A 20278-nucleotide genomic window follows, 5' to 3' on the forward strand; every position below is an offset into this window, starting at 1 on the left:
ACGTGCCCCCCGCCCGACCGGCCGCGCATCTTGAAGACGAAAGTTTCAACTTGTGAGTGACACAACCCATGACGGCGCTCTCGCCACGAGCACGCCGCCGTCTCCCGACGCCGGGCTGAGCGCGGCGGAACTCGCCGCCAAGTACGGCCTGTCGGTGAGCGGTGCCCGACCGGGGCTCGGCGAGTACGTCCGGCAGCTGTGGGGCCGCCGCCACTTCATCCTCGCCTTCTCCTCGGCCAAGCTCATGGCGCAGTACAGCCAGGCGAAGCTCGGCCAGATCTGGCAGGTGGCCACCCCGCTCCTCAACGCCCTGGTCTACTACCTGATCTTCGGGCTGATCCTGCAGGCGGGCCGCGGCATGGAGAAGGGGGTCTACATCCCCTTCCTGGTGATGGGCATCTTCGTCTTCACCTTCACGCAGAGCTCCGTGATGGCCGGCGTCCGGGCGATCTCCGGCAACCTGGGCCTGGTGCGGGCGCTGCACTTCCCGCGCGCCTCGCTGCCGATCTCGTTCTCGCTCCAGCAGCTCCAGCAGCTGCTGTACTCGATGATCGTGATCTTCGCGGTGGCCATCGCCTTCGGCAACTACCCGGGCCCGTCCTGGCTGCTGGTCCTGCCGGTGCTGTTCCTCCAGTTCGTCTTCAACACCGGACTGGCGCTGGTCATGGCGCGGATGGGCGCCAAGACGCCCGACCTGGCGCAGCTGATGCCCTTCATCATGCGGACCTGGATGTACGCCTCGGGCGTCATGTTCTCGATCACCGTGATGCTCAAGGGCAAGCCGCACTGGATCGCGGACGCGCTCCAGTGGAACCCGGCGGCGATCTACATGGACCTCATCCGGTTCGCGCTGATCGACAAGTACGGCGCCTCGAACCTGCCGCCGCACGTGTGGGCCTTCGCGGTCGGCTGGGCCGTGCTGGTCGGCGTCGGCGGGTTCGTGTACTTCTGGAAGGCTGAGGAGCGTTACGGCCGTGGCTGAGAACAACCAGGCGGGCGTCCCCACGGTCATCGCGGACGACGTCCACATCGTCTACCGGGTCAACGCGGGCGGCGGCGGCAAGGGCAGCGCGACCGCGGCCCTGAGTAAGATCGTCCGCGGCAAGAAGCGGGCCGACTCGGCCCGCGGGGTGCGCAAGGTCCACGCGGTGCGGGGCGTCTCCTTCACGGCGTACCGCGGCGAGGCCATCGGCCTCATCGGCTCCAACGGCTCCGGCAAGTCCACGCTGCTGCGGGCCATCGCCGGCCTGCTGCCCTGCGAGTCCGGCAAGGTCTACACCGACGGGCAGCCCTCGCTGCTGGGCGTGAACGCCGCGCTGATGAACGACCTCACCGGCGAGCGCAACGTCATGCTCGGCGGTCTGGCCATGGGCATGTCCCGGGAGCAGATCAAGGAGCGCTACCAGGGCATCGTCGACTTCTCGGGGATCAACGAGAAGGGCGACTTCATCACCCTGCCCATGCGCACCTACTCCTCCGGCATGGCGGCCCGGCTCCGCTTCTCCATCGCGGCGGCCAAGGACCACGACGTCCTGATGATCGACGAGGCACTGGCCACCGGTGACCGCAAGTTCCAGATCCGCTCCGAGGAGCGCATCCGCGAGCTGCGCAAGGAGGCCGGCACGGTCTTCCTGGTCAGCCACAGCAACAAGTCGATCCGGGACACCTGCACCCGGGTGCTGTGGCTGGAGAAGGGCGAGCTGCTGATGGACGGCCCGACCGAGGAGGTCGTCGCCGCGTACGAGAAGGAGACCGGCCGCTAGGTCCCGGTCCCGGACGCTCCCGGCCCCTGCCGCAGCCGCGGTGGGGGCCGTGGCATGGTGTCGGGGCCGTCCGGGGAACGACATTCGGTTACCGGACGGACACCCGGGAGGGCCGTGAAGCGTTGTACAACGTAAGCTGTAGCGGTGCATATACGTGGCAAGTGGGGCGGTTTCTCCGCATGTGAGTCCCCGACTTCCCGCATTGCACCGGCGGCGTGTCCGAAATGGGCTGTATTGGGTCGGCAGTGTAGAACGGGAGATGTGACGGCAATGGCTACGGGAATTCTCCGGCCCCCAGGCACGCGAGCCGTCCCCGCCGCGGGCGGCGGGCGGTGACCGCGGGGTCCGGCATCCGGCCCCGGTCCGAAGCGGACCACGCGCGCGCCACCCTCGGGAAGGCGGCCCACGAGAACTTCCCGGTGGCCCCCTTCTTCGTGCCGCAGGCCTGGCGCGAGGGACTGCTGGCCGTCTACGGGTACGCCCGGCTGGTCGACGACATCGGCGACGGCGACCTCGCCCCCGGCGGCGGCGACGCCGCCCTGCTGGGCGTGGCCCCCGAGCACGCCGAGGACCGGCTCGCCCTCCTCGACGCCTTCGAGGCGGACCTGCTCCGGGTCTTCGACGGCGCCCCCCGGCACCCGCTGCTGCGGGACCTCCAGCCGGTCGTCGCCCGCCACCGGCTGACCCCCGAGCCCTTCCTCGGCCTCATCGCGGCCAACCGGCAGGACCAGCAGGTCACCCGGTACGCCACCTACCAGGACCTGCTCGACTACTGCGAGCTGTCCGCCAACCCGGTGGGCCGCCTGGTCCTGGCGCTCACCGGCACCGCCAGCCCCGAACGCATCCGCCGGTCCGACGCCGTCTGCACCGCACTGCAGATCGTCGAACACCTGCAGGACGTCGCCGAGGACCTCGGCCGCGACCGCATCTACCTGCCCGCCGAGGACATGGCGCGGTTCCGGGTCCGCGAGAGCGACCTGGCCGCCCCGTCGGCCGGCGCCGCCGTCCGCTCCCTGATCGCGTACCAGGCCGAACGCGCCGGCCACCTGCTGGATGAAGGCGCCCCGCTGGTGGGTAGCGTCCACGGCAGGCTCCGGCTGCTGCTCGCCGGCTTCGTCGGCGGCGGGCGCGCGGCCCTGGCCGCGGTGGCCGGAGCCGGGTTCGACGTGCTGTCCGGTCCGCCCAAGGCAGCCAAGCACCGGCTGCTCCGCGAAGTGGGCGCCGTCCTGCGCACCGCGCCGAGAGAAGGGTGAGCCCGACCGTGGAGGGCCAAACGACCGCGTCCGCACCGGTACTCGCCGCGTACACCTACTGCGAGGCCGTCACCGGCACCCAGGCGCGCAACTTCGCGTACGGCATCCGGCTGCTGCCCACCGACAAGCGGCAGGCCATGTCGGCGCTGTACGCCTTCTCCCGCCGGGTCGACGACATCGGTGACGGCACCCTGCCGCCCGAGGCCAAGGCCGCCCGGCTGGCCGACACCCGGGCGCTGCTCGACCGGATCCGCGAGGGCGCGGTCGACGAGGACGACACCGACCCGGTGGCCGTGGCCCTCGCCGACGCGGCCCGCCGCTTCCCGATCCCGCTCGGCGGACTCGACGAACTCATCGACGGCGTCCTGATGGACGTCCGCGGCGCCACCTACGAGACCTGGGACGACCTCGAGGTCTACTGCCGGTGCGTGGCCGGGGCCATCGGACGGCTCTCGCTCGGCGTGTTCGGCACCCCGAACGCCGGCGGCCTCGGGGCCGCCGACGCCGAACGCGCCTCCGAGTACGCCGACACGCTCGGCCTCGCCCTGCAACTGACCAACATCCTGCGGGACGTTCGCGAGGACGCCGGCAACGGCCGCACCTACCTGCCGGCCGAGGACCTGGCCAAGTTCGGCTGCGAGGAGGGTTTCGGATCCGACCGGGCACCGGCCGGCTCCGACTTCCCGGGCCTGGTCCACCACGAAGTCCGGCGGGCCCGGGCCCTGTTCGCCGAGGGCTACCGGCTGCTGCCCATGCTCGACCGGCGCAGCGGAGCCTGTGTGGCCGCCATGGCCGGCATCTACCGCCGCCTGCTCGACCGCATCGAACGCGAGCCGGAGGCCGTGCTGCGCGGCCGGGTCTCGCTGCCGGTGCGCGAGAAGGCCTACGTCGCCGTCCGGGGCCTGTCCGGCCTGGACGCGCGGACCATCTCACGCCGGAGCACGAGGAGGCGGGCCTGATGGACCAGGTGACCGGCCGGGCAACCGGCGCCCCCCGGAGCGCGTCTACGCGGGCGGGTGCCGGACCGTCGGGGTCGCGGACCGGGCGGGAGGAGGGCGCGTGAGCGACAACCGCGCCGTCGTCGTCGGCGGCGGCCTCGCCGGCGTCACCGCCGCCCTCGAACTGGCCGACGCCGGCCTCGAGGTCACCCTCCTCGAAGGCCGGCCCCGGCTGGGCGGCCTGGCCTTCTCCTTCCGGCGCGGCGAACTGACCGTGGACAACGGCCAGCACGTCTACCTGCGCTGCTGCACCGCCTACCGGTGGTTCCTGGACCGGATCGACGGCGCCGCCCTCGCGCCCCTCCAGGACCGGCTGGACGTCCCCGTCCTGGACGTCGCCGCCCCCGGCGGGCCGAAGTTGGGCCGGCTGCGCCGCAACTCCCTCCCCGTGCCCCTGCACTTGAGCAGCTCACTGGCCCGCTACCCGCACCTGAGCCTGGCCGAGCGGGCCGCCGTCGGCCGGGCCGCCCTCGCGCTGCGCGCCCTCGACCCCGCCGACCCGGCCCTGGACGGCGTGGACTTCGCCACCTGGCTCGGCCGCTACGGGCAGTCCCGGCGCAGCGTCGAGGCACTGTGGGACCTCATCGGCATCGCCACCCTCAACGCCCCCGCCGGGCGCTGTTCGCTGGGCCTGGCCGCCATGGTCTTCAAGACCGCCCTGCTCACCGAGCCCGGCGCCGCCGACATCGGCTGGGCCCGGGTCCCGTTGGGCGACCTGCACGACACCCTCGCCCGCAAGGCCCTGACCGCGGCCGGCGTCCGCACCGAACTGCGCGCCCGGGCCTCGGCGGTGACCCGTACCGCCGAGGGCACCTGGCGGGTCGCGACCGACGGCGAGGTCCTGGAGGCGGGCACGGTCGTGCTGGCCGTGCCCCAGCGCGAGGCCCACGGCCTGCTGCCGGCCGGCGCCCTCGACGACCCCGACACGCTCCTGGACATCGGCACCGCCCCGATCCTCAACGTCCACGTGGTCTACGACCGCAAGGTGCTCCGGCAGCCCTTCTTCGCCGCCCTCGGCACCCCCGTCCAGTGGGTCTTCGACCGCACCGACTCCTCCGGACTCGCCGACGGCGGCCAGTACCTGGCGCTGTCGCAGTCCGCCGCCCAGGCGGACATCGAGGAGCCGGTCGCCGTGCTGCGCACCAAGTACCTGCCGGAACTGGAGCGGCTGCTGCCGGCCGCGCGCGGCGCCAAGGTCCGCGACTTCTTCGTCACCCGGGAGCGGACAGCGACGTTCGCCCCCACCCCCGGTGTCGGCCGGCTCCGGCCGGGCAACCGCACCCACGCCCCGGGCCTCTTCCTGGCCGGCGCGTGGACCGCCACCGGATGGCCCGCGACCATGGAGGGCGCCGTGCGCAGCGGTATCGGCGCGGCGCACCACGCGCTCACCACCCTGGGCCGCCACCATGAACATCCTCCCCCCGGCTACGCGTGGGGGACCCGCAGCAGGAGCGCGGTATGACGACCAGTACGGCCCCCGCGACCGGCACGCCGGGCACGACCAGCACAGCAACAAGAGGAGAGCCAGTGAACCCGGGGAACCCGGCCGCCGACAGGGCGAACACGCCGACGGCGGAGAAGGCGGACACGGTCGCGCTCCTCGAGCGCGGCCGCGACCTGTCGACCCCCGTGCTGCGCGCCGCCATCGACCGGCTCGCAGCGCCGATGGACACCGTCGCCGCCTACCACTTCGGCTGGATCGACGCCCACGGCAACCCGTCGGACGGCGACGGCGGCAAGGCGGTCCGCCCGGCCCTCGCCCTGCTCTCCGCCGAGGCGGCGGGCGCCGCTCCCGAGGTCGGCATCCCCGGCGCGGTCGCGGTCGAGCTGGTGCACAACTTCTCCCTGCTGCACGACGACCTGATGGACGGCGACGAGCAGCGCCGGCACCGCGACACCGTGTGGAAGGTGCACGGCCCGGCGCAGGCGATCCTCGTCGGCGACGCGCTCTTCGCCCTGGCCAACGAACTCCTCCTGGAGCTCGGCACCGTCGAGGCCGGCCGGGCCACCCGCCGCCTGACCACCGCCACCCGCAAGCTGATCGACGGCCAGGCCCAGGACATCTCGTACGAGCACCGCGAGCGGGTCAGCGTCGAGGAGTGCCTGGAGATGGAGGGCAACAAGACCGGCGCGCTGCTGGCCTGCGCCGTCTCCATCGGCGCGGTCCTCGGCGGGGCGGACGACCGGACCGCCGACAAGCTGGAGGAGTACGGCTACCACCTGGGCCTGGCCTTCCAGGCGGTGGACGACCTGCTCGGCATCTGGGGCGACCCGGAGTCCACCGGCAAGCAGACCTGGAGCGACCTGCGCCAGCGCAAGAAGTCCCTGCCGGTGGTCGCCGCCCTCGCGGCCGGCGGCGAGGCCTCCGAGCAGCTGGGCGAACTCCTCGCCGCCGACGCGAAGAGCAACGAGTTCGACAGCTTCTCCGAGGAGGAGTTCGCGGCCCGCGCCGCCCTCATCGAGGCGGCCGGCGGCCGGCGCTGGACCGAGGAGGAGGCCCGGCGCCAGCACGCGGTGGCCGTCCAGGCCCTGGACGAGGTCGACATGCCCCAGAAGATCCGCGATCAGCTCGTGGCGCTGGCCGACTTCGTCGTCGTCCGCAAGAGATGATCACCATCGGGAGATGACTCGCGAGTCGCCGGCCGGCGCCGCCTGCTCCGCCAGGCGCCGGCCGACGGCGGACCCCAGCCAAGCAGAGGACACTGCACGAAGGGGAAGCCATGACAGCGACGACCGACGGAAGCGCCGGAGCGGCAGCGCCCGGGGCGGAAGCGGCCAGCGGAACAAACGAATCGCCTGCGGTGCCCGGGGCCCCGCAGACGGCGGGAGCCGGCCCCGCGACGGCCGGGCAGGCCGCCGCCGGACGGGGCGGGCCCGAGCCGGCCACCGGCCTGGAGGCCGCCGCCCTCCAGGCCGCCGCGGCGGCCACCGCCCACCTGCTCGGCCGCCAGGACCCGGCCGGCTGGTGGAAGGGCGACCTGGAGACCAACGTCACCATGGACGCCGAGGACCTGCTGCTGCGGCAGTTCCTCGGGATCCGGGACGAGAGCACCACCCGCGCCGCCGCCCTCTTCATCCGCGGCGAGCAGCGCCCCGACGGCACCTGGGCCACCTTCCACGGCGGCCCCAGCGACCTGTCCGCCACCATCGAGGCGTACGTCGCCCTGCGGCTGGCCGGAGACGCCCCGGACGCCGTGCACATGGCCCGCTCGGCCGCCTGGATCCGCGCCCACGGCGGGATCGCCGGGGCCCGCGTCTTCACCCGCATCTGGCTGGCGTTGTTCGGCTGGTGGCGCTGGGAGGACCTGCCCGAGCTGCCCCCCGAGCTGCTGTTCCTGCCGTCCTGGTTCCCGCTGAACATCTACGACTTCGGCTGCTGGGCCCGGCAGACGATCGTCCCGCTGACCGTGGTCTCGGCCAAGCGGCCGGTGCGTCCGGCGCCCTTCGCCCTCGACGAGCTGCACACCGACGCCCGGGACCCCAACCCGGCCCGGCCGGCCGCCCCGGCCGCCAGCTGGGAGGGCCTGTTCCAGCGCCTGGACAAGGCCCTGCACCTCTACCGGCGGCTCGCCCCGCGGCGGTTGCGCGGGGCGGCGATGAACACCGCCGCCCGCTGGATCATCGAGCGCCAGGAGAACGACGGCTGCTGGGGCGGGATCCAGCCCCCGGCCGTCTACTCGCTGATCGCCCTCCACCTGCTGGGCTACGACCTGGAGCACCCGGTGATGCGCGCCGGGCTGGCCTCGCTGGACCGGTTCGCCGTCTGGCGCGAGGACGGCGCCCGCATGATCGAGGCCTGCCAGTCACCGGTCTGGGACACCTGCCTGGCGGCCATCGCGCTGGTCGACGGGGGCCTGCCGGCCGACCACCCGGCCCTGGTCAAGGCCGCCGACTGGATGCTGGCCGAGGAGATCGACCGGCCCGGCGACTGGGCGGTGCGCCGCCCCCGACTCGCCCCCGGCGGCTGGGCGTTCGAGTTCCACAACGACAACTACCCCGACATCGACGACACCGCCGAGGTGGTGCTGGCGCTGCGCCGCATCCGGCACCCGCAGCCGGCCCGGATGGAGGGCGCGATCCGGCGCGGCATGAGCTGGAGCCTGGGCATGCAGTCGAAGAACGGCGCCTGGGCCGCCTTCGACGCCGACAACACCAGCCCGCTGCCCAACCGGCTGCCCTTCTGCGACTTCGGCGAGGTGATCGACCCGCCGTCGGCGGACGTCACCGCGCACGTGGTGGAGATGCTGGCGGTCGAGGGCCGCGCCCACCACCCGCGCACCCGGCGGGGCATCGACTGGCTGCTGGCCGAACAGGAGCCGGACGGTTCGTGGTTCGGCCGCTGGGGCACCAACTACGTCTACGGCACCGGTTCGGTGCTGCCCGCGCTGGCCGCGGCCGGCCTGCCCGGCTCGCACCCCGCGATGCGCAAGGCGGTGACCTGGCTGGAGAGCGTGCAGAACGACGACGGCGGCTGGGGCGAGGACCAGCGCTCCTACCACGACCGCAGCTGGGCCGGGCGGGGGGAGTCCACCGCCTCCCAGACCGCCTGGGCCTTGATGGCCCTGCTGGCCGCGGGGGAGCGGGAGTCCGCGGCCGTCGAGCGGGGGGTTGCCTGGCTCACCGGCACCCAGCGGGCCGACGGCTCCTGGGACGAGCCGCAGTTCACCGGTACCGGCTTCCCCTGGGACTTCTCCATCAACTACCACCTGTACCGGCAGGTCTTCCCGCTCACCGCGCTGGGCCGCTACCTGTACGGGGAGCCCTTCGCCGCGGGCGGCGTCGCGGACCGTACGCGGGAGCCGGCCCCGGTGGCCGCGCCCGCCCCGGCCGAGGGCGGTGGCGCCTGATGGGCGCCGACCGCCCCCCGGGGGCCGGAGACGGACCGCCGCTGCTGGTCGCCTGCGCGCTGGGCATCGAGCGGCTGGCGCTGCGCCGGGCCGGCCGGGCCGGGAGCGACGGCCCGCTCACGGTGGTGCGGACCGGCATGGGCCCCCGGGCCGCCGAGCGGGCGGTGGGCGCCGCGCTGGCCGCGCCCGGGATGGACCGGGCCGCGGTGGTGGCCACCGGCTTCTGCGCCGGGCTGCTGCCCGGGATGAAGCCGGGCGACCTGGTGGTGGCCCTGGAGACCCGGGACGAGCGGGGCGCCGTCCCCTGTGTCGGGGCCGAGCTGCTGGCCGGGGCGCTCGCCCGGGCCGTACCCGGCCGCACGGTCCACACCGGCCTGCTGACCGGCTCCGACCACGTCGTACGCGGCCCCGAGCGGGCGCAGCTGCGGGCGGCCGGGGCCGTGGCGGTGGACATGGAGTCCGCCGCCACCCTGTACACCGCCGTCCGGCGGCCGGGTGCGTGGGACGCGGTGGACCCCGTGGTGCTGCCCGGTGGTCCGGCGCCCCCGTCCGGCGGCCGCCCGGTTGCGGCCGTCCGGGTGATCGTGGACGCTCCGGAGCATGAGCTCGTCCGAATCGGCACGGTACGCGGTGGAATATCGGCCTTCCGCGTCCTTCGTGCCGTTCTTCCCGCTTTTCATGACTGGCACCGTAATTTGCTGCTCCCCAGGAGGTGAGCCAGATGGCCATGCCGCTGCGACAGTCCATCAGGGTCGGGACCTATCTCTTCGAACAGAAGCTCCGCAAGCGTGAGAAGTTCCCGCTCATCGTGGAGCTGGAGCCGCTCTTCGCCTGCAACCTGAAATGCGAGGGCTGCGGCAAGATCCAGCACCCGGCGGGGGTGCTCAAGCAGCGGATGCCCGTGGCGCAGGCGGTGGGCGCCGTGCTCGAGTCGGGTGCCCCGATGGTCTCCATCGCGGGCGGCGAGCCCTTGATGCACCCGCAGATCCACGAGATCGTGCGCCAGCTCGTGGCCAAGCGGAAGTACGTCTTCCTCTGCACCAACGCCATGCTGCTGCGCAAGAAGATCGAGAACTTCACGCCCTCGCCCTACTTCGCCTTCGCCGTGCACATCGACGGGCTCCGCGAGCGCCACGACGAGTCGGTGGCCAAGGAGGGCGTCTTCGACGAGGCGGTGGCGGCCATCAAGGACGCCCAGCGCCGCGGCTTCCGGGTCACCACCAACTCGACCTTCTTCAACACCGACACCCCGCAGACCATCATCGAGGTGCTCAACTACCTCAACGACGACCTGAAGGTCGACGAGATGATGATCTCGCCCGCCTACGCTTACGAGAAGGCCCCCGACCAGGAGCACTTCCTGGGCGTGGAGCAGACCCGCGAGCTCTTCAAGAAGGCCTTCGCGGGCGGCAACCGGGCCCGCTGGCGGCTCAACCACTCGCCGCTCTTCCTCGACTTCCTCGAGGGCAAGGCCGACTTCCCCTGCACCGCCTGGGCGATCCCCAACTACTCCCTCTTCGGCTGGCAGCGGCCCTGCTACCTGATGAGCGACGGCTACGTGCCCACCTACCGCGAGCTCATCGAGGAGACGGACTGGGACAAGTACGGCCGCGGCAAGGACCCGCGGTGCGCCAACTGCATGGCCCACTGCGGGTACGAGCCCACCGCGGTGCTGGCCACCATGGGCTCCCTCAAGGAGTCCCTGCGGGCCGCCCGCGAGACGGTCTCGGGCAACCGGGGCTGACGGCGGGCCCGGCGGAGCGACTGAACGAGATCCGAACAGGGGGCTCAGCATGTCGATTCTCGAAGGGATCCGGGGACCGCGCGACCTGAAGGCGGTCCCCGGGGAGCGGCTGGGCGAACTGGCCGCGGAAATCCGGGAATTCCTGATCCACGCCGTCTCCAGGACCGGCGGCCATCTCGGACCCAATCTCGGCGTGGTCGAACTGACCATCGCCCTGCACCGGGTATTCGAATCCCCGGCCGACCGGATCCTGTGGGACACCGGCCACCAGAGTTACGTCCACAAACTCCTCACCGGCCGGCAGGACTTCTCGAAACTCCGCGGAAAGGGCGGCCTGTCGGGATATCCCTCCCGCGAGGAGTCCGAGCACGATGTGATCGAGAACTCACACGCCTCCACCGCCCTCGGCTGGGCCGACGGCCTCGCCAAGGCCCGGCAGGTGCGCGGCGGCGGGGGCCACGTCGTCGCCGTGGTCGGTGACGGCGCGCTCACCGGCGGCCTGGCCTGGGAGGCGCTGAACAACATCGCCGCCGCCAAGGACCGGCCGCTGGTGGTCGTCGTCAACGACAACGCCCGCTCCTACGGCCCCACCATCGGCGGGCTGGCCGGCCACCTCGCCGCGCTGCGCACCAGCGACGGCTACGAACGGGTGCTGGCCCGCGGCAAGGACCTGCTGGAGCGCACCCCCGTGGTCGGGGCACCCCTCTACGGGGGCCTGCACGGGGCCAAGAAGGGCTTCAAGGACGCCTTCGCCCCCCAGGGCATGTTCGAGGACCTGGGGCTCAAGTACATCGGCCCGGTCGACGGCCACGACACCGGCGCGCTGGAGGCGGCGCTCACCCGCGCCAAGGGGTTCAAGGGCCCGGTGCTGGTGCACTGCATCACCGAGAAGGGCCGCGGCTGCCCGGCGGCCCTGGCCGACGAGGCCGACCGCTTCCACACCGTCGGGGTCATCGACCCCCTCACCGGGGAGCCCCTGGGACCGCCGCCGGGACCCTCCTGGACCTCGGTCTTCGGGGCCGAGCTGGCCGCGGTCGGGGCGGAGCGCCCCGACGTGGTGGCCGTCACCGCCGCCATGCTGCACCCGGTCGGCTTCACCGAGTTCGCCGAGAGGTTCCCGGACCGGGTCTGGGACGTGGGCATCGCCGAGCAGCACGCGGTCACCTCGGCGGCCGGCCTGGCCGCCGGGGGACTGCACCCGGTGGTCGCGGTGTACGCCACCTTCCTCAACCGGGCCTTCGACCAGGTCCTGATGGACGTCGCGCTGCACCGCAGCGGGGTGACCTTCGTGCTGGACCGGGCCGGGGTCACCGGCGCCGACGGGCCCTCCCACAACGGCATGTGGGACATGTCGGTCCTGCAGGTCGTACCGGGCCTGCGGATCGCCGCCCCGCGCGACGCCGGTCAGCTGCGGGCGCAGCTGCGCGAGGCGCTGGCGGTCGCGGACGCGCCGACCGTGCTGCGCTTCCCCAAGGAGGCCGTCGGGCCCGAGGTGCCGGCGCTCGCCCGGATCGGCGGCATCGACGTGCTGGCCCGCCCGGCCGGGCGCCCGGACGTCCTGCTGGTCGCGGCCGGGGTGATGGCCACGGTCTGCCTCGGCGCGGCCGAGCTGCTGGCCGCCCGGGGCATCGGCTGCACGGTCGTCGACCCCCGCTGGGTCAAGCCGCTGGACCCGGCGCTGGCCCCGCTCGCGGCCCGGCACCGGCTGGTCGCGGTGGTCGAGGACAACAGCCGCACCGGCGGGGTCGGCTGGGCGGTGGGCCAGGCGCTGCGGGACGCCGAGACCGACGTACCGCTGCGGACCTTCGGCATCCCGGAACGTTTCCTCGCCCACGCCAAGCGCGGGGAGGTGCTGGCCGACATCGGGCTGACCCCGGTCGAGGTGGCGGGCGGGATCGGAGCCGCCCTCCGGACCCTCGACGAGCGGGCCGCAGGCCCGCACCCGGGCGGGCCCGGCCCGGCCGCCGGCCGGGCCCACGACGGCGCGCGGGGCGGCGCACCCGCGCACGCACACGGCAAGGAGCGGAGCGCATGACGCAGGACCCCGCCGGCACCGGCCCGGCCTTCGACCTGAACCGGCTGCTGGCCGAGCGCGGCAGGGAACGGTACGAGCTGCACGCCCGCCACCTCAACCACCAGTTGCCCCGGATGCTGCACACCATCGGTTTCGACAAGGTGTACGAGCGGGCCGAGGGTGCGCACTTCTGGGACGCCGAGGGCAACGACCACCTCGACATGCTCGCCGGCTTCGGGGTGATGGGCGTGGGGCGCCACCACCCCGTCGTCCGCAAGGCGCTGCACGACGTGCTCGACGCCTCGCTCGCGGACCTGACCCGCTTCGACTGCGCGCCGCTGCCCGGGCTGCTGGCCGAGCGGCTGCTGGCGCACAGCCCGCACCTGGACCGGGTCTTCTTCGGCAACAGCGGCACCGAGGCCGTGGAGACCGCGCTCAAGTTCGCCCGGTACGCCACCGGCCGGCCCAGGGTGCTGTACTGCGCGCACGCCTTCCACGGGCTGACCACCGGCGCGCTGTCGGTCAACGGCGAGGACGGCTTCCGGGACGGCTTCGCCCCGCTGCTGCCCGACACGGCGGTGCCGCTCGGGGACCTCGGCGCGCTGGAGCGCGAGCTGCGGCACGGCGACGTGGCCGCGCTGATCGTGGAGCCGGTCCAGGGCAAGGGCGTGTACCCGGCGCCCCCCGGCTACCTGCGGGCCGCCCAGGAGCTGCTGCACCGGCACAAGGCGCTGCTGATCGCCGACGAGGTGCAGACCGGCCTGGGCCGCACCGGCGACTTCTACGCCTACCAGCACGAGGCCGGGGTCGAGCCGGACCTGGTCTGCGTCGCCAAGGCGCTGTCCGGCGGGTACGTGCCGGTCGGCGCCACCCTCGGCAAGGACTGGATCTTCAAGAAGGTCTACTCGTCCATGGACCGGGTGCTGGTGCACTCCGCCAGCTTCGGTTCGAACGCGCAGGCGATGGCGGCCGGGCTGGCCGTGCTGGCGGTGATGGAGGACGAGCAGCTGGTGGCCCGCTCCCGGGCCATGGGCGACCTGCTGCGCGGGAAGCTGGCCGCGCTGGTGGACCGGTACGAGCTGCTGCACGAGGTGCGCGGGCGCGGCCTGATGATCGGCATCGAGTTCGGGCGGCCCGCGTCGCTGGGGCTGCGCAGCCGGTGGACGATGCTCCAGGCGGCCCGCAAGGGGCTCTTCGCGCAGATGGTCGTGGTGCCGCTGCTCCAGAAGCACCGGATCCTCACCCAGGTCTCCGGCGACCACCTGGAGGTGATCAAGCTGATCCCGCCGCTGGTCATCGACGAGGCGGACGTGGACCGGTTCGTCACCGCCTTCTGCGCGGTGATGGACGAGGCGCACGGCGGGGGCGGCCTGATGTGGGAGTTCGGGCGGACGCTGGTGAAGCAGGCGGTCAGCGGGCGCTGAGGGGCCGGGCCGGCCGGGGGACCCCGGCCGGCCCGGGGTCCTCCTCGGAGCCCGTCCCGGCCGGCGGGACGGACCCGGCGCGGCGGCTCAGACCAGCAGCCGGTCGCGCAGCCGGTCCAGGGTCTCGGGGCTGAGTCCGAGGCCTTCGGCCAGGTAGCGGTCCACGGTGCCCCACAGCTCCTCGATGGCCTCGAAGGCGGTGAGCAGGTACTCGGCGCGGGCCTCGAAGAGGGGCGAGAGCAGCGCCATGACCTCGGCGGAGGGACCCCCGTCGGCCTCCGGCTTGCGCTGGACCCGGTAGCGGCGGTGCGGGGCGTTGGACTCGAGGTAGTCGGCCACGATCGCCTCCCGCTCGACCCCGAGGGCCAGCAGCGTGAGCGCGATGGTCAGCCCGGCCCGGTCCTTGCCGGCGGCGCAGTGCATCAGGGCCGGGACGCTGTCCTCGGCCAGGGCGTGGATGACGCGGCTGTGCTCGGCGGTGCGCTCCTCGATCATGATCCGGTACGAGGAGGACATCCGGGCGGCGGCCTTGCCGTCCCCGAGCAGTTCGGTGAGCTGGTCCAGGTTGCCGGTGCGGACCATGCCCCAGAACTGCTTGCCCTCGGCGGGGTCGGAGAGCGGGATGTTGATGTTCAGCACGCCGGGGAGGGCGACGTCGGCGCCTTCGAGCGAGGTGTCGGCGTTGTTGCGGAAGTCGAAGATCGTGTGCAGGCCGAGCGAGGCGAGGTATTCCGCATCGGTTTCGGTGGCTTGGGCGAGATGTCCGCTTCGGAACAGAAGCCCCGTTCGTACCCGGCGGCCGTCGACGGCCGGAAGTCCGCCCACGTCGCGGAAGTTGCGCACGCCGGTGAGCTCCGGCTCGGTCGCCGGTGCCTGGGGTATCTGCTGGGTCACTGGGGCTCCTCGCGGCTCGGGTGATGTGTCCGAATTGCACTACTTGGCGTCAAGTTACCGCAGGGGGGCGGGAGATGTCCCCACCCCCTGGTGAGCAGGATCATACGGTGACGTTCTGTGGTCGAGCCGGAATCCCCAATTCCGTTCACTGGCGGGCCATTACGCGGTCGCAATAGACGGAGTGTTACCGGAATTCCGGAGATCATTCCTCCCCGGGTAATCCGAGAGGGAATTCCGGGCTTGTTCCCCCCGGTCGAACTGGAATACGTTCCCCGGGAATCCGGGCGGATCGCCGAATCCTGCCGCCGCCCGATGACCGCACTCATTCGATCACTCGTGCGGCAGGAGCGGGGGAACCAGGTAAGTCGCCGATCCCGGATCTTCCGTCCGGACGGCTCGGGGTGAAGCCGCGCGATGCGGCCGGGCATCTCCAGCCCGAACCCGACAGCTCACCTCGCAGGCGCCGGAGAGGAATGCGCCATGCCCGGAAAAGGCAAGCACCGCCGCCCGAAGCCCAGCCCGCTCAGCCGCTCCCTCGCGGTCGCCGGCACCGGCGGGGCCGCGCTGGCCCTGCCGCTGATCGGGGCCACCGGAGCCACCGCGGCGGGCCACACCGCCCCCGGGCACACCGCCGCCGCGGCGCCGGCCGTCCAGGCCGCCCCCGGGCACACCGCCGCGCTGCCGGCCGCCGCGCCGGCCACGTACACCGTGGTCGCGGGCGACTACCTCTCCAAGATCGCCGACGAGCACGGTCTGGCCGGCGGCTGGCAGCAGCTGTATGCCGACAACCGCGCCGCCGTCGGCGGGAACCCCTCCCTGATCCACCCGGGGCTCGAGCTGACCCTCGGCGCGAAGGCGGCCGCCGGTGCTCCCGAGGCCGCGCAGGCCCCGAAGGCGGCCAAGGCCGCGGGCCACGCGAAGCCGCAGGCCGCGGCCGCGCAGGCGCCGGCCGAGCGGCCCGCGACGACCGCCGCCAGCCGCTCCGCGCAGCGCAGCACCGGCGCCGTCTCCTTCATGGCCCCGGTCAGCGCGAGCATCACGACGCAGTACCACGAGGGCGGCAGCATGTGGTCCAGCGGCTACCACACCGGGGTGGACTTCGCGGTCGGCACCGGTACCACCGTCCACGCGGTGGCCGCGGGCACCGTGGTCTCGGCCGGCTGGGCCGGCGCCTACGGCAACGAGGTCGTCATCCGGCACGCGGACGGCCGCTACTCGCAGTACGGCCACCTCTCGCAGCTGAACGTCTCCGCCGGGCAGAGCGTCGCCGCGGGCGACAGCATCGGCCTGTCCGGTTCCACCGGCAACTCCACCGGCCCGCACCTGCACTTCGAGATCCGCACCGGCCCGAACTACGGCGAGGACATCGACCCGCTCGCCTACCTGCGGGGCAAGGGCGTCAGCGTCTGAGGCGCCTCCGGAGCGCGTCCGCGTCGGCGTGCGAGGCGCGTCCGCACCACGCGTACGGCCGGGGCCCCGAGGGGGCGCCGGCCGTACGTCTGGCCCCCTCCAACCGACCGGGTGGTACAGATCACCCTGCGTCAACCCCTGCCTACGGTCGCGTAGGTCACATCTTTGGGTGAAGGATGTGCTCCCGTGGCAGGCGATTCGACACCTTCAGCAGCTCAGGCAACCGCGGCGGACCCGCACGGCACCCCGGCGACCCCTCCGGCGGTCCGGGCCGGCTCGTACGCGGCCATCGGCGACAGCTTCACCGAGGGCGTGGGCGACCCGGGCCCCGACGGCACCTTCCTCGGCTGGGCGGACCGGCTGGCGGTCCTGCTCGCCGACCGGCTCCCCGAGCACGAGTTCCGCTACGCGAACCTCGCCGTGCGCGGCCGGCTCCTCGACCAGATCGTCGCCGAGCAGGTCCCGCGGGCCATGGAGCTCGCCCCCGACCTGGTGACCTTCTGCGCCGGCGGCAACGACATCATCCGCCCCGGCAGCGACCCGGACGACGTGGCCCAGCGCTTCGAGGCCGCGGTGGCCGCGCTCACCGCTGCCGTGCCCACCGTGATGATCACCACCGGCTTCGACACCCGGGGCGTGCCGGTGCTGCGCCACATGCGCGGCAAGATCGCCACCTACACGGCCCACCTGCGCTCCATCGCCGACCAGTACGGCTGCCCGGTGCTGGACCTGTGGTCCCTGCGGTCCGTCCAGGACCGGCGGGCCTGGGACCACGACCGGCTCCACCTGTCGCCGGAGGGCCACACCCGCGTCGCGCTGCGCGCCGCCCAGGTGCTCGGCCTCGAGGTGCCCGCCGACCCGGACCAGCCCTGGCCGCCGCAGGAGCCCCGGGGCTCCGCCGAGGTCGCCCGCGACAACGTCCAGTGGGCCCGCGAGCACCTCGTACCGTGGATCGGCCGCCGGCTGCGCGGCGAGTCCTCGGGCGACCACGTCGAGCCGAAGCGGCCGGACCTGCTGCCGCTGTAGGGATGCGGCCCCGTCGTGCGCGGCAGCCGGGGGAGTGCGGCGCCGGCGGGAACGGATTCCGGCCGTCCGGAATCCTCCGGGGCGGGCGAGCGTTGGGAAGTACGGGAACACTGGGACCGGGGGCGCGGACACACGCGCCCCTCCGGACCCGCCCGGCCCGTCCCCGACCGCTCCGACCGCCCCTGGAGGCGCCTTGTCCGGCTCCCGAACCCTGCGAGCAGAGCTGCGCGCCCTGCGGCCCGAGTCCTTCGGCGCCGACCCCTCCGGTGCCCGGATGGAGCGGATCCGCCGCTCGCCGAACTTCGCCGACGGCGTCTTCCAGAACCCGCTCGGCGCCCGGCAGCGGCCCAGCGGCTCCATGGTGGAGTTCGCCAAGATCTACTTCGACAAGGAGCAGCGGGTCCGCCGGACGCCCGCCGGTCCCATCCCGCTGCACCCCACCACCCTCGCCGACATCGCCCGGCCGCCGGCCACCGGCCTGCGGCTGACCTGGCTGGGCCACTCCACCGTGCTGGCCGAGATCGACGGCCGCCGGGTGCTCTTCGACCCGGTCTGGGGGCAGCGCTGCTCCCCCTTCCCCTTCGCCGGCCCCAAGCGGCTGCACAAGGTCCCCGCCCCGCTGGCGGCGCTGGGCCCCCTGGACGCCGTGGTGATCTCGCACGACCACTACGACCACCTCGACCTGCCGACGATCAAGGCGCTGGCCGCCACGGACACCGTCTTCGCGGTGCCGCTGGGCGTCGGCGCGCACCTGGAGCGCTGGGGCGTGGCCCCCGACCGACTGCGCGAGCTGGACTGGCAGGAGACCACGAAGATCGCGGGCCTGTCGCTGACCGCCACCCCGGCCCGGCACTTCTGCGGCCGGGGCCTGCGCAACCAGCAGCACACCCTGTGGGCCTCCTGGGCGGTGGCCGGCCCCGAGCACCGGATCTACCACAGCGGGGACACCGGCTACTTCCCCGGCTTCCAGGAGATCGGCGCGGAGCACGGCCCCTTCGACGCCACCATGATCCAGATCGGCGCCTACTCCGAGTACTGGCCCGACATCCACATGACCCCCGAGGAAGGGGTCCGGGCCCACCTCGACCTCCAGGGCGGCCGGGCGCACGGCGTGCTGCTGCCGATCCACTGGGGCACCTTCAACCTGGCCCCGCACCCGTGGGCCGAGCCGGCGGAGTGGACCGCCGACGCTGCGGGCGCGGCCGGCCAGCAGGTCGCGGTCCCGCGCCCGGGAGCCCCCTTCGAGCCGGCCGGCACCCTGCCGGTCGACCCCTGGTGGCGCGCGGTCTCCGAACCGCTCACGGCCCACTGGCGCCGCCCGGCCGCGACCGCCGTCCCGGTACCGGACCCGGCCCCGGGCGACCTCGACCTGGCCGGCGAACGCTGACGCCGCCGCCCGGGGCGCCACGCAGCCGCGTCAGCTCCCGGGACCGAGGCCCGCGGCGAAGGCGAGCAGCCGGTCGCTGACTGCGCGGGGCTGGTCGAGGTGTGCGGCGTGCCCCGCGTCCGCGATGACGGCCGAGGCGGCCAGCGGATTGAGGGCGGCCGTCGCGGCGGCGTGCCCGGCGGGCCAGAACTGGCTCTGGGCGCCGGCGAGGACCAGCACGGGCACGTCGACGCGGGCGACGACGTCCCGCCAGTCCTGGCGGGAGTGGTCCAGCAGCAGGGGGAGGGTGTCGGGGGTGATCACGCTCTCGGCGCCGCGGCCGCCGGCCTGCCTGATCGCGGTGTCGACGGCGGCCGGATCGGCCCAGGCGCGGCCGTGACCGGTGGCGAAGGCACCCGGATCGGTGAAGAAGGTGCCGGTGTTCTCGTCCGTGAGCCCGTAGAAGCCGTAGGGCCAGTCGGGGGTGTTCATCATCTTGGGCGTCTGGTCGACGGTGACGATGCCGGCCAGCCGTCCCGTCCCCACCAGGTCGGCGTACGCCCAGAGGGTGTTGGCGCCCATCGACTGCCCGACGGCGACGACACCGCTCAGGTCCAGCGCCGTGACGAGGTCGTCGACGTCCTTGCCGTGCCGCGCCATCCGGTGCCCCCAGGAGGGCCGGTCGGACTGCCCGTGCCAGCGGCGGTCCAGTGAGACGACCCGGTATCCGGCCGCCAGCAGCGGGGCCCATTGCAGGGCCCAGTCGTCCGCGGGCGCGCCGTATCCCGGGACGAGGAGCACGGGCCGGCCCCCGCCCTCGTCGTAGTAGTGCAGGCGGACCCCGTCATTGGTGGTGATCTGGGGCACGGGGCCTCCTGGAGGGGGAGCGGCGGGACCGTCCCATCCTCCGTCGACGGGCCCGGACGTGTCGGCGGGCGCGCGCGTCCCTCACCCGCCCGGGTGCGGTGCCCGCTGTCGCGGGTCGCGGCGCTGCGCGATGCGGGCCACGTCCCGGAGCATCCGCCGGACCAGCAGCCGGTGCGGGCCGAGGCCGATGACCAGGGTGCGGTAGGTCCGGCCCGTGAGGCCGGGGAAGACCCCGTAGGAGCGGGCCGCGAGCACGGTGCCCCGGGCATCGCCGGTCAGGACGAAGCCCAGCGCGTAGCGGGAGAACCGGTGCCGGCCGGCCAGGGTGAGGCATTTCCCCGGCACGCTCTCGGTGACCGCGAAACCGGGGAAGGCGGCGCCCTCCTCGGGCAGTTCTCCGCGCACCGCCCGATGCTCGGCGCCCACCAGAGCCGCGAATCCGCTGCCGATTCCCAGATGGGTCCGGGACACGTAGGCGACGAGCGCTTCCCAGGTGGCCGTCGCGGGCGCGGTCACGAGCACGGTGTGTTCGTCGATGAAGGGAAGACCGGAGCTGCGGTCGGGGGGTTCCGGGGATTCGGGGGATTCGGGGGGCTCGGGGGATTCCATCGGTGTCCGTTCGGCCTTCCGGGAGGGCGGGCGGGGCGGGTGCGGGACGTCTTGCGCTGGGGA

At 73.6% G+C, this 20278-nt stretch carries 17 protein-coding genes and 1 riboswitch; of the genes, 14 read left to right on the forward strand and 3 right to left on the reverse strand.

Going from position 1 to position 20278, the window contains the following annotated elements; genetic code table 11:
• The first annotated feature begins 52 nt into the window (after window positions 1-52).
• The 11 genes from AB0O40_RS17495 to AB0O40_RS17545 all read left to right on the forward strand — a co-directional run bounded on the left by AB0O40_RS17495 (window position 53) and on the right by AB0O40_RS17545 (window position 14043).
• A complete protein-coding gene (locus AB0O40_RS17495) occupies window positions 53-982 on the forward strand; it encodes an ABC transporter permease (RefSeq protein WP_365041729.1) in 930 nt (309 codons plus the stop codon).
• On the forward strand, window positions 975-1763 hold the full coding sequence (locus tag AB0O40_RS17500) for an ABC transporter ATP-binding protein (protein ID WP_365041732.1): 789 nt from the start codon (window positions 975-977) through the stop codon (window positions 1761-1763). The genes AB0O40_RS17495 and AB0O40_RS17500 overlap by 8 nt, the downstream gene beginning before the upstream one ends.
• A 332-nt stretch (window positions 1764-2095) precedes the next feature.
• The gene (gene hpnC / locus AB0O40_RS17505) at window positions 2096-3016 is read left to right on the forward strand and encodes a squalene synthase HpnC (protein WP_365041734.1); all 921 of its coding nucleotides are present in this window, start codon (window positions 2096-2098) and stop codon (window positions 3014-3016) included.
• Entirely contained in the window at window positions 3013-3975 is a 963-nt protein-coding gene (gene hpnD / locus AB0O40_RS17510; RefSeq protein ID WP_365041737.1) for a presqualene diphosphate synthase HpnD, read from the forward strand. Before hpnC ends, hpnD begins: the two co-directional genes overlap by 4 nt.
• Window positions 3976-4075: 100 nt before the next feature.
• The gene (gene hpnE / locus AB0O40_RS17515; protein WP_365041740.1) at window positions 4076-5476 is read left to right on the forward strand and encodes a hydroxysqualene dehydroxylase HpnE; all 1401 of its coding nucleotides are present in this window, start codon (window positions 4076-4078) and stop codon (window positions 5474-5476) included.
• Window positions 5473-6624 carry a polyprenyl synthetase family protein gene (locus AB0O40_RS17520; protein ID WP_365041743.1) on the forward strand — a complete coding sequence of 384 codons (1152 nt, stop codon included), beginning with the start codon at window positions 5473-5475 and terminating at the stop codon, window positions 6622-6624. Before hpnE ends, AB0O40_RS17520 begins: the two co-directional genes overlap by 4 nt.
• Before the next feature lie 110 nt (window positions 6625-6734).
• Window positions 6735-8861, forward strand: coding sequence for a squalene--hopene cyclase (gene shc / locus AB0O40_RS17525; RefSeq protein ID WP_365041745.1), 2127 nt, complete (start codon window positions 6735-6737; stop codon window positions 8859-8861).
• Complete coding sequence (locus tag AB0O40_RS17530; protein ID WP_365041748.1) at window positions 8861-9577, forward strand: 1-hydroxy-2-methyl-2-butenyl 4-diphosphate reductase; 717 nt, start codon at window positions 8861-8863, stop codon at window positions 9575-9577. Before shc ends, AB0O40_RS17530 begins: the two co-directional genes overlap by 1 nt.
• 5 nt (window positions 9578-9582) lie before the next feature.
• Window positions 9583-10605 (forward strand): adenosyl-hopene transferase HpnH, encoded by a 1023-nt coding sequence (gene hpnH, locus AB0O40_RS17535; RefSeq protein WP_365041751.1) that lies wholly within the window; start codon window positions 9583-9585, stop codon window positions 10603-10605.
• A gap of 49 nt (window positions 10606-10654) precedes the next feature.
• Window positions 10655-12640 carry a 1-deoxy-D-xylulose-5-phosphate synthase gene (gene dxs, locus AB0O40_RS17540; protein WP_365041754.1) on the forward strand — a complete coding sequence of 662 codons (1986 nt, stop codon included), beginning with the start codon at window positions 10655-10657 and terminating at the stop codon, window positions 12638-12640.
• On the forward strand, window positions 12637-14043 hold the full coding sequence (locus AB0O40_RS17545; RefSeq protein WP_365041756.1) for an aspartate aminotransferase family protein: 1407 nt from the start codon (window positions 12637-12639) through the stop codon (window positions 14041-14043). The genes dxs and AB0O40_RS17545 overlap by 4 nt, the downstream gene beginning before the upstream one ends.
• An 87-nt stretch (window positions 14044-14130) precedes the next feature.
• On the opposite strand, the gene AB0O40_RS17550 is transcribed toward AB0O40_RS17545, so the two are convergent.
• Window positions 14131-14937 carry a tyrosine-protein phosphatase gene (locus AB0O40_RS17550; protein ID WP_365041759.1) on the reverse strand — a complete coding sequence of 269 codons (807 nt, stop codon included), beginning with the start codon at window positions 14935-14937 and terminating at the stop codon, window positions 14131-14133.
• 280 nt (window positions 14938-15217) lie between these two features.
• Window positions 15218-15413, forward strand: a riboswitch (cyclic di-AMP (ydaO/yuaA leader).
• A gap of 4 nt (window positions 15414-15417) precedes the next feature.
• Here AB0O40_RS17550 and AB0O40_RS17555 point away from each other — a divergent pair.
• From AB0O40_RS17555 to AB0O40_RS17565, 3 genes are all read left to right on the forward strand, one after another.
• A complete protein-coding gene (locus tag AB0O40_RS17555) occupies window positions 15418-16347 on the forward strand; it encodes a LysM peptidoglycan-binding domain-containing M23 family metallopeptidase (protein ID WP_365041762.1) in 930 nt (309 codons plus the stop codon).
• A gap of 288 nt (window positions 16348-16635) precedes the next feature.
• Window positions 16636-17373, forward strand: coding sequence for an SGNH/GDSL hydrolase family protein (locus AB0O40_RS17560; protein ID WP_365041784.1), 738 nt, complete (start codon window positions 16636-16638; stop codon window positions 17371-17373).
• A gap of 193 nt (window positions 17374-17566) precedes the next feature.
• Window positions 17567-18760 carry an MBL fold metallo-hydrolase gene (locus AB0O40_RS17565; protein WP_365041764.1) on the forward strand — a complete coding sequence of 398 codons (1194 nt, stop codon included), beginning with the start codon at window positions 17567-17569 and terminating at the stop codon, window positions 18758-18760.
• A 30-nt stretch (window positions 18761-18790) separates the two neighbouring features.
• Here AB0O40_RS17565 and AB0O40_RS17570 read toward each other — a convergent pair whose 3' ends face one another.
• Both AB0O40_RS17570 and AB0O40_RS17575 read right to left on the reverse strand, forming a co-directional pair.
• The gene (locus tag AB0O40_RS17570) at window positions 18791-19606 is read right to left on the reverse strand and encodes an alpha/beta hydrolase (RefSeq protein WP_365041766.1); all 816 of its coding nucleotides are present in this window, start codon (window positions 19604-19606) and stop codon (window positions 18791-18793) included.
• Between the two features lie 81 nt (window positions 19607-19687).
• The gene (locus AB0O40_RS17575; RefSeq protein ID WP_365041768.1) at window positions 19688-20128 is read right to left on the reverse strand and encodes a hypothetical protein; all 441 of its coding nucleotides are present in this window, start codon (window positions 20126-20128) and stop codon (window positions 19688-19690) included.
• Between the last annotated feature and the right edge of the window lie 150 nt (window positions 20129-20278).

Origin of the sequence: Streptomyces sp. NPDC089919 (assembly GCF_040684615.1) — a bacterium.
In the GTDB taxonomy this organism is placed as follows: Bacteria; Actinomycetota; Actinomycetes; order Streptomycetales; family Streptomycetaceae; genus Streptomyces.

Coding starts and splice junctions, on each gene's coding strand:
- AB0O40_RS17545 (WP_365041756.1), top strand. CDS start 12,637: ATGACGCAGGACCCCGCCGGCACCGGCCCGGCCTTCGACCTGAACCGG.
- hpnH (WP_365041751.1), top strand. CDS start 9,583: ATGGCCATGCCGCTGCGACAGTCCATCAGGGTCGGGACCTATCTCTTC.
- shc (WP_365041745.1), top strand. CDS start 6,735: ATGACAGCGACGACCGACGGAAGCGCCGGAGCGGCAGCGCCCGGGGCG.
- AB0O40_RS17530 (WP_365041748.1), top strand. CDS start 8,861: ATGGGCGCCGACCGCCCCCCGGGGGCCGGAGACGGACCGCCGCTGCTG.
- dxs (WP_365041754.1), top strand. CDS start 10,655: ATGTCGATTCTCGAAGGGATCCGGGGACCGCGCGACCTGAAGGCGGTC.
- AB0O40_RS17555 (WP_365041762.1), top strand. CDS start 15,418: ATGCCCGGAAAAGGCAAGCACCGCCGCCCGAAGCCCAGCCCGCTCAGC.
- AB0O40_RS17520 (WP_365041743.1), top strand. CDS start 5,473: ATGACGACCAGTACGGCCCCCGCGACCGGCACGCCGGGCACGACCAGC.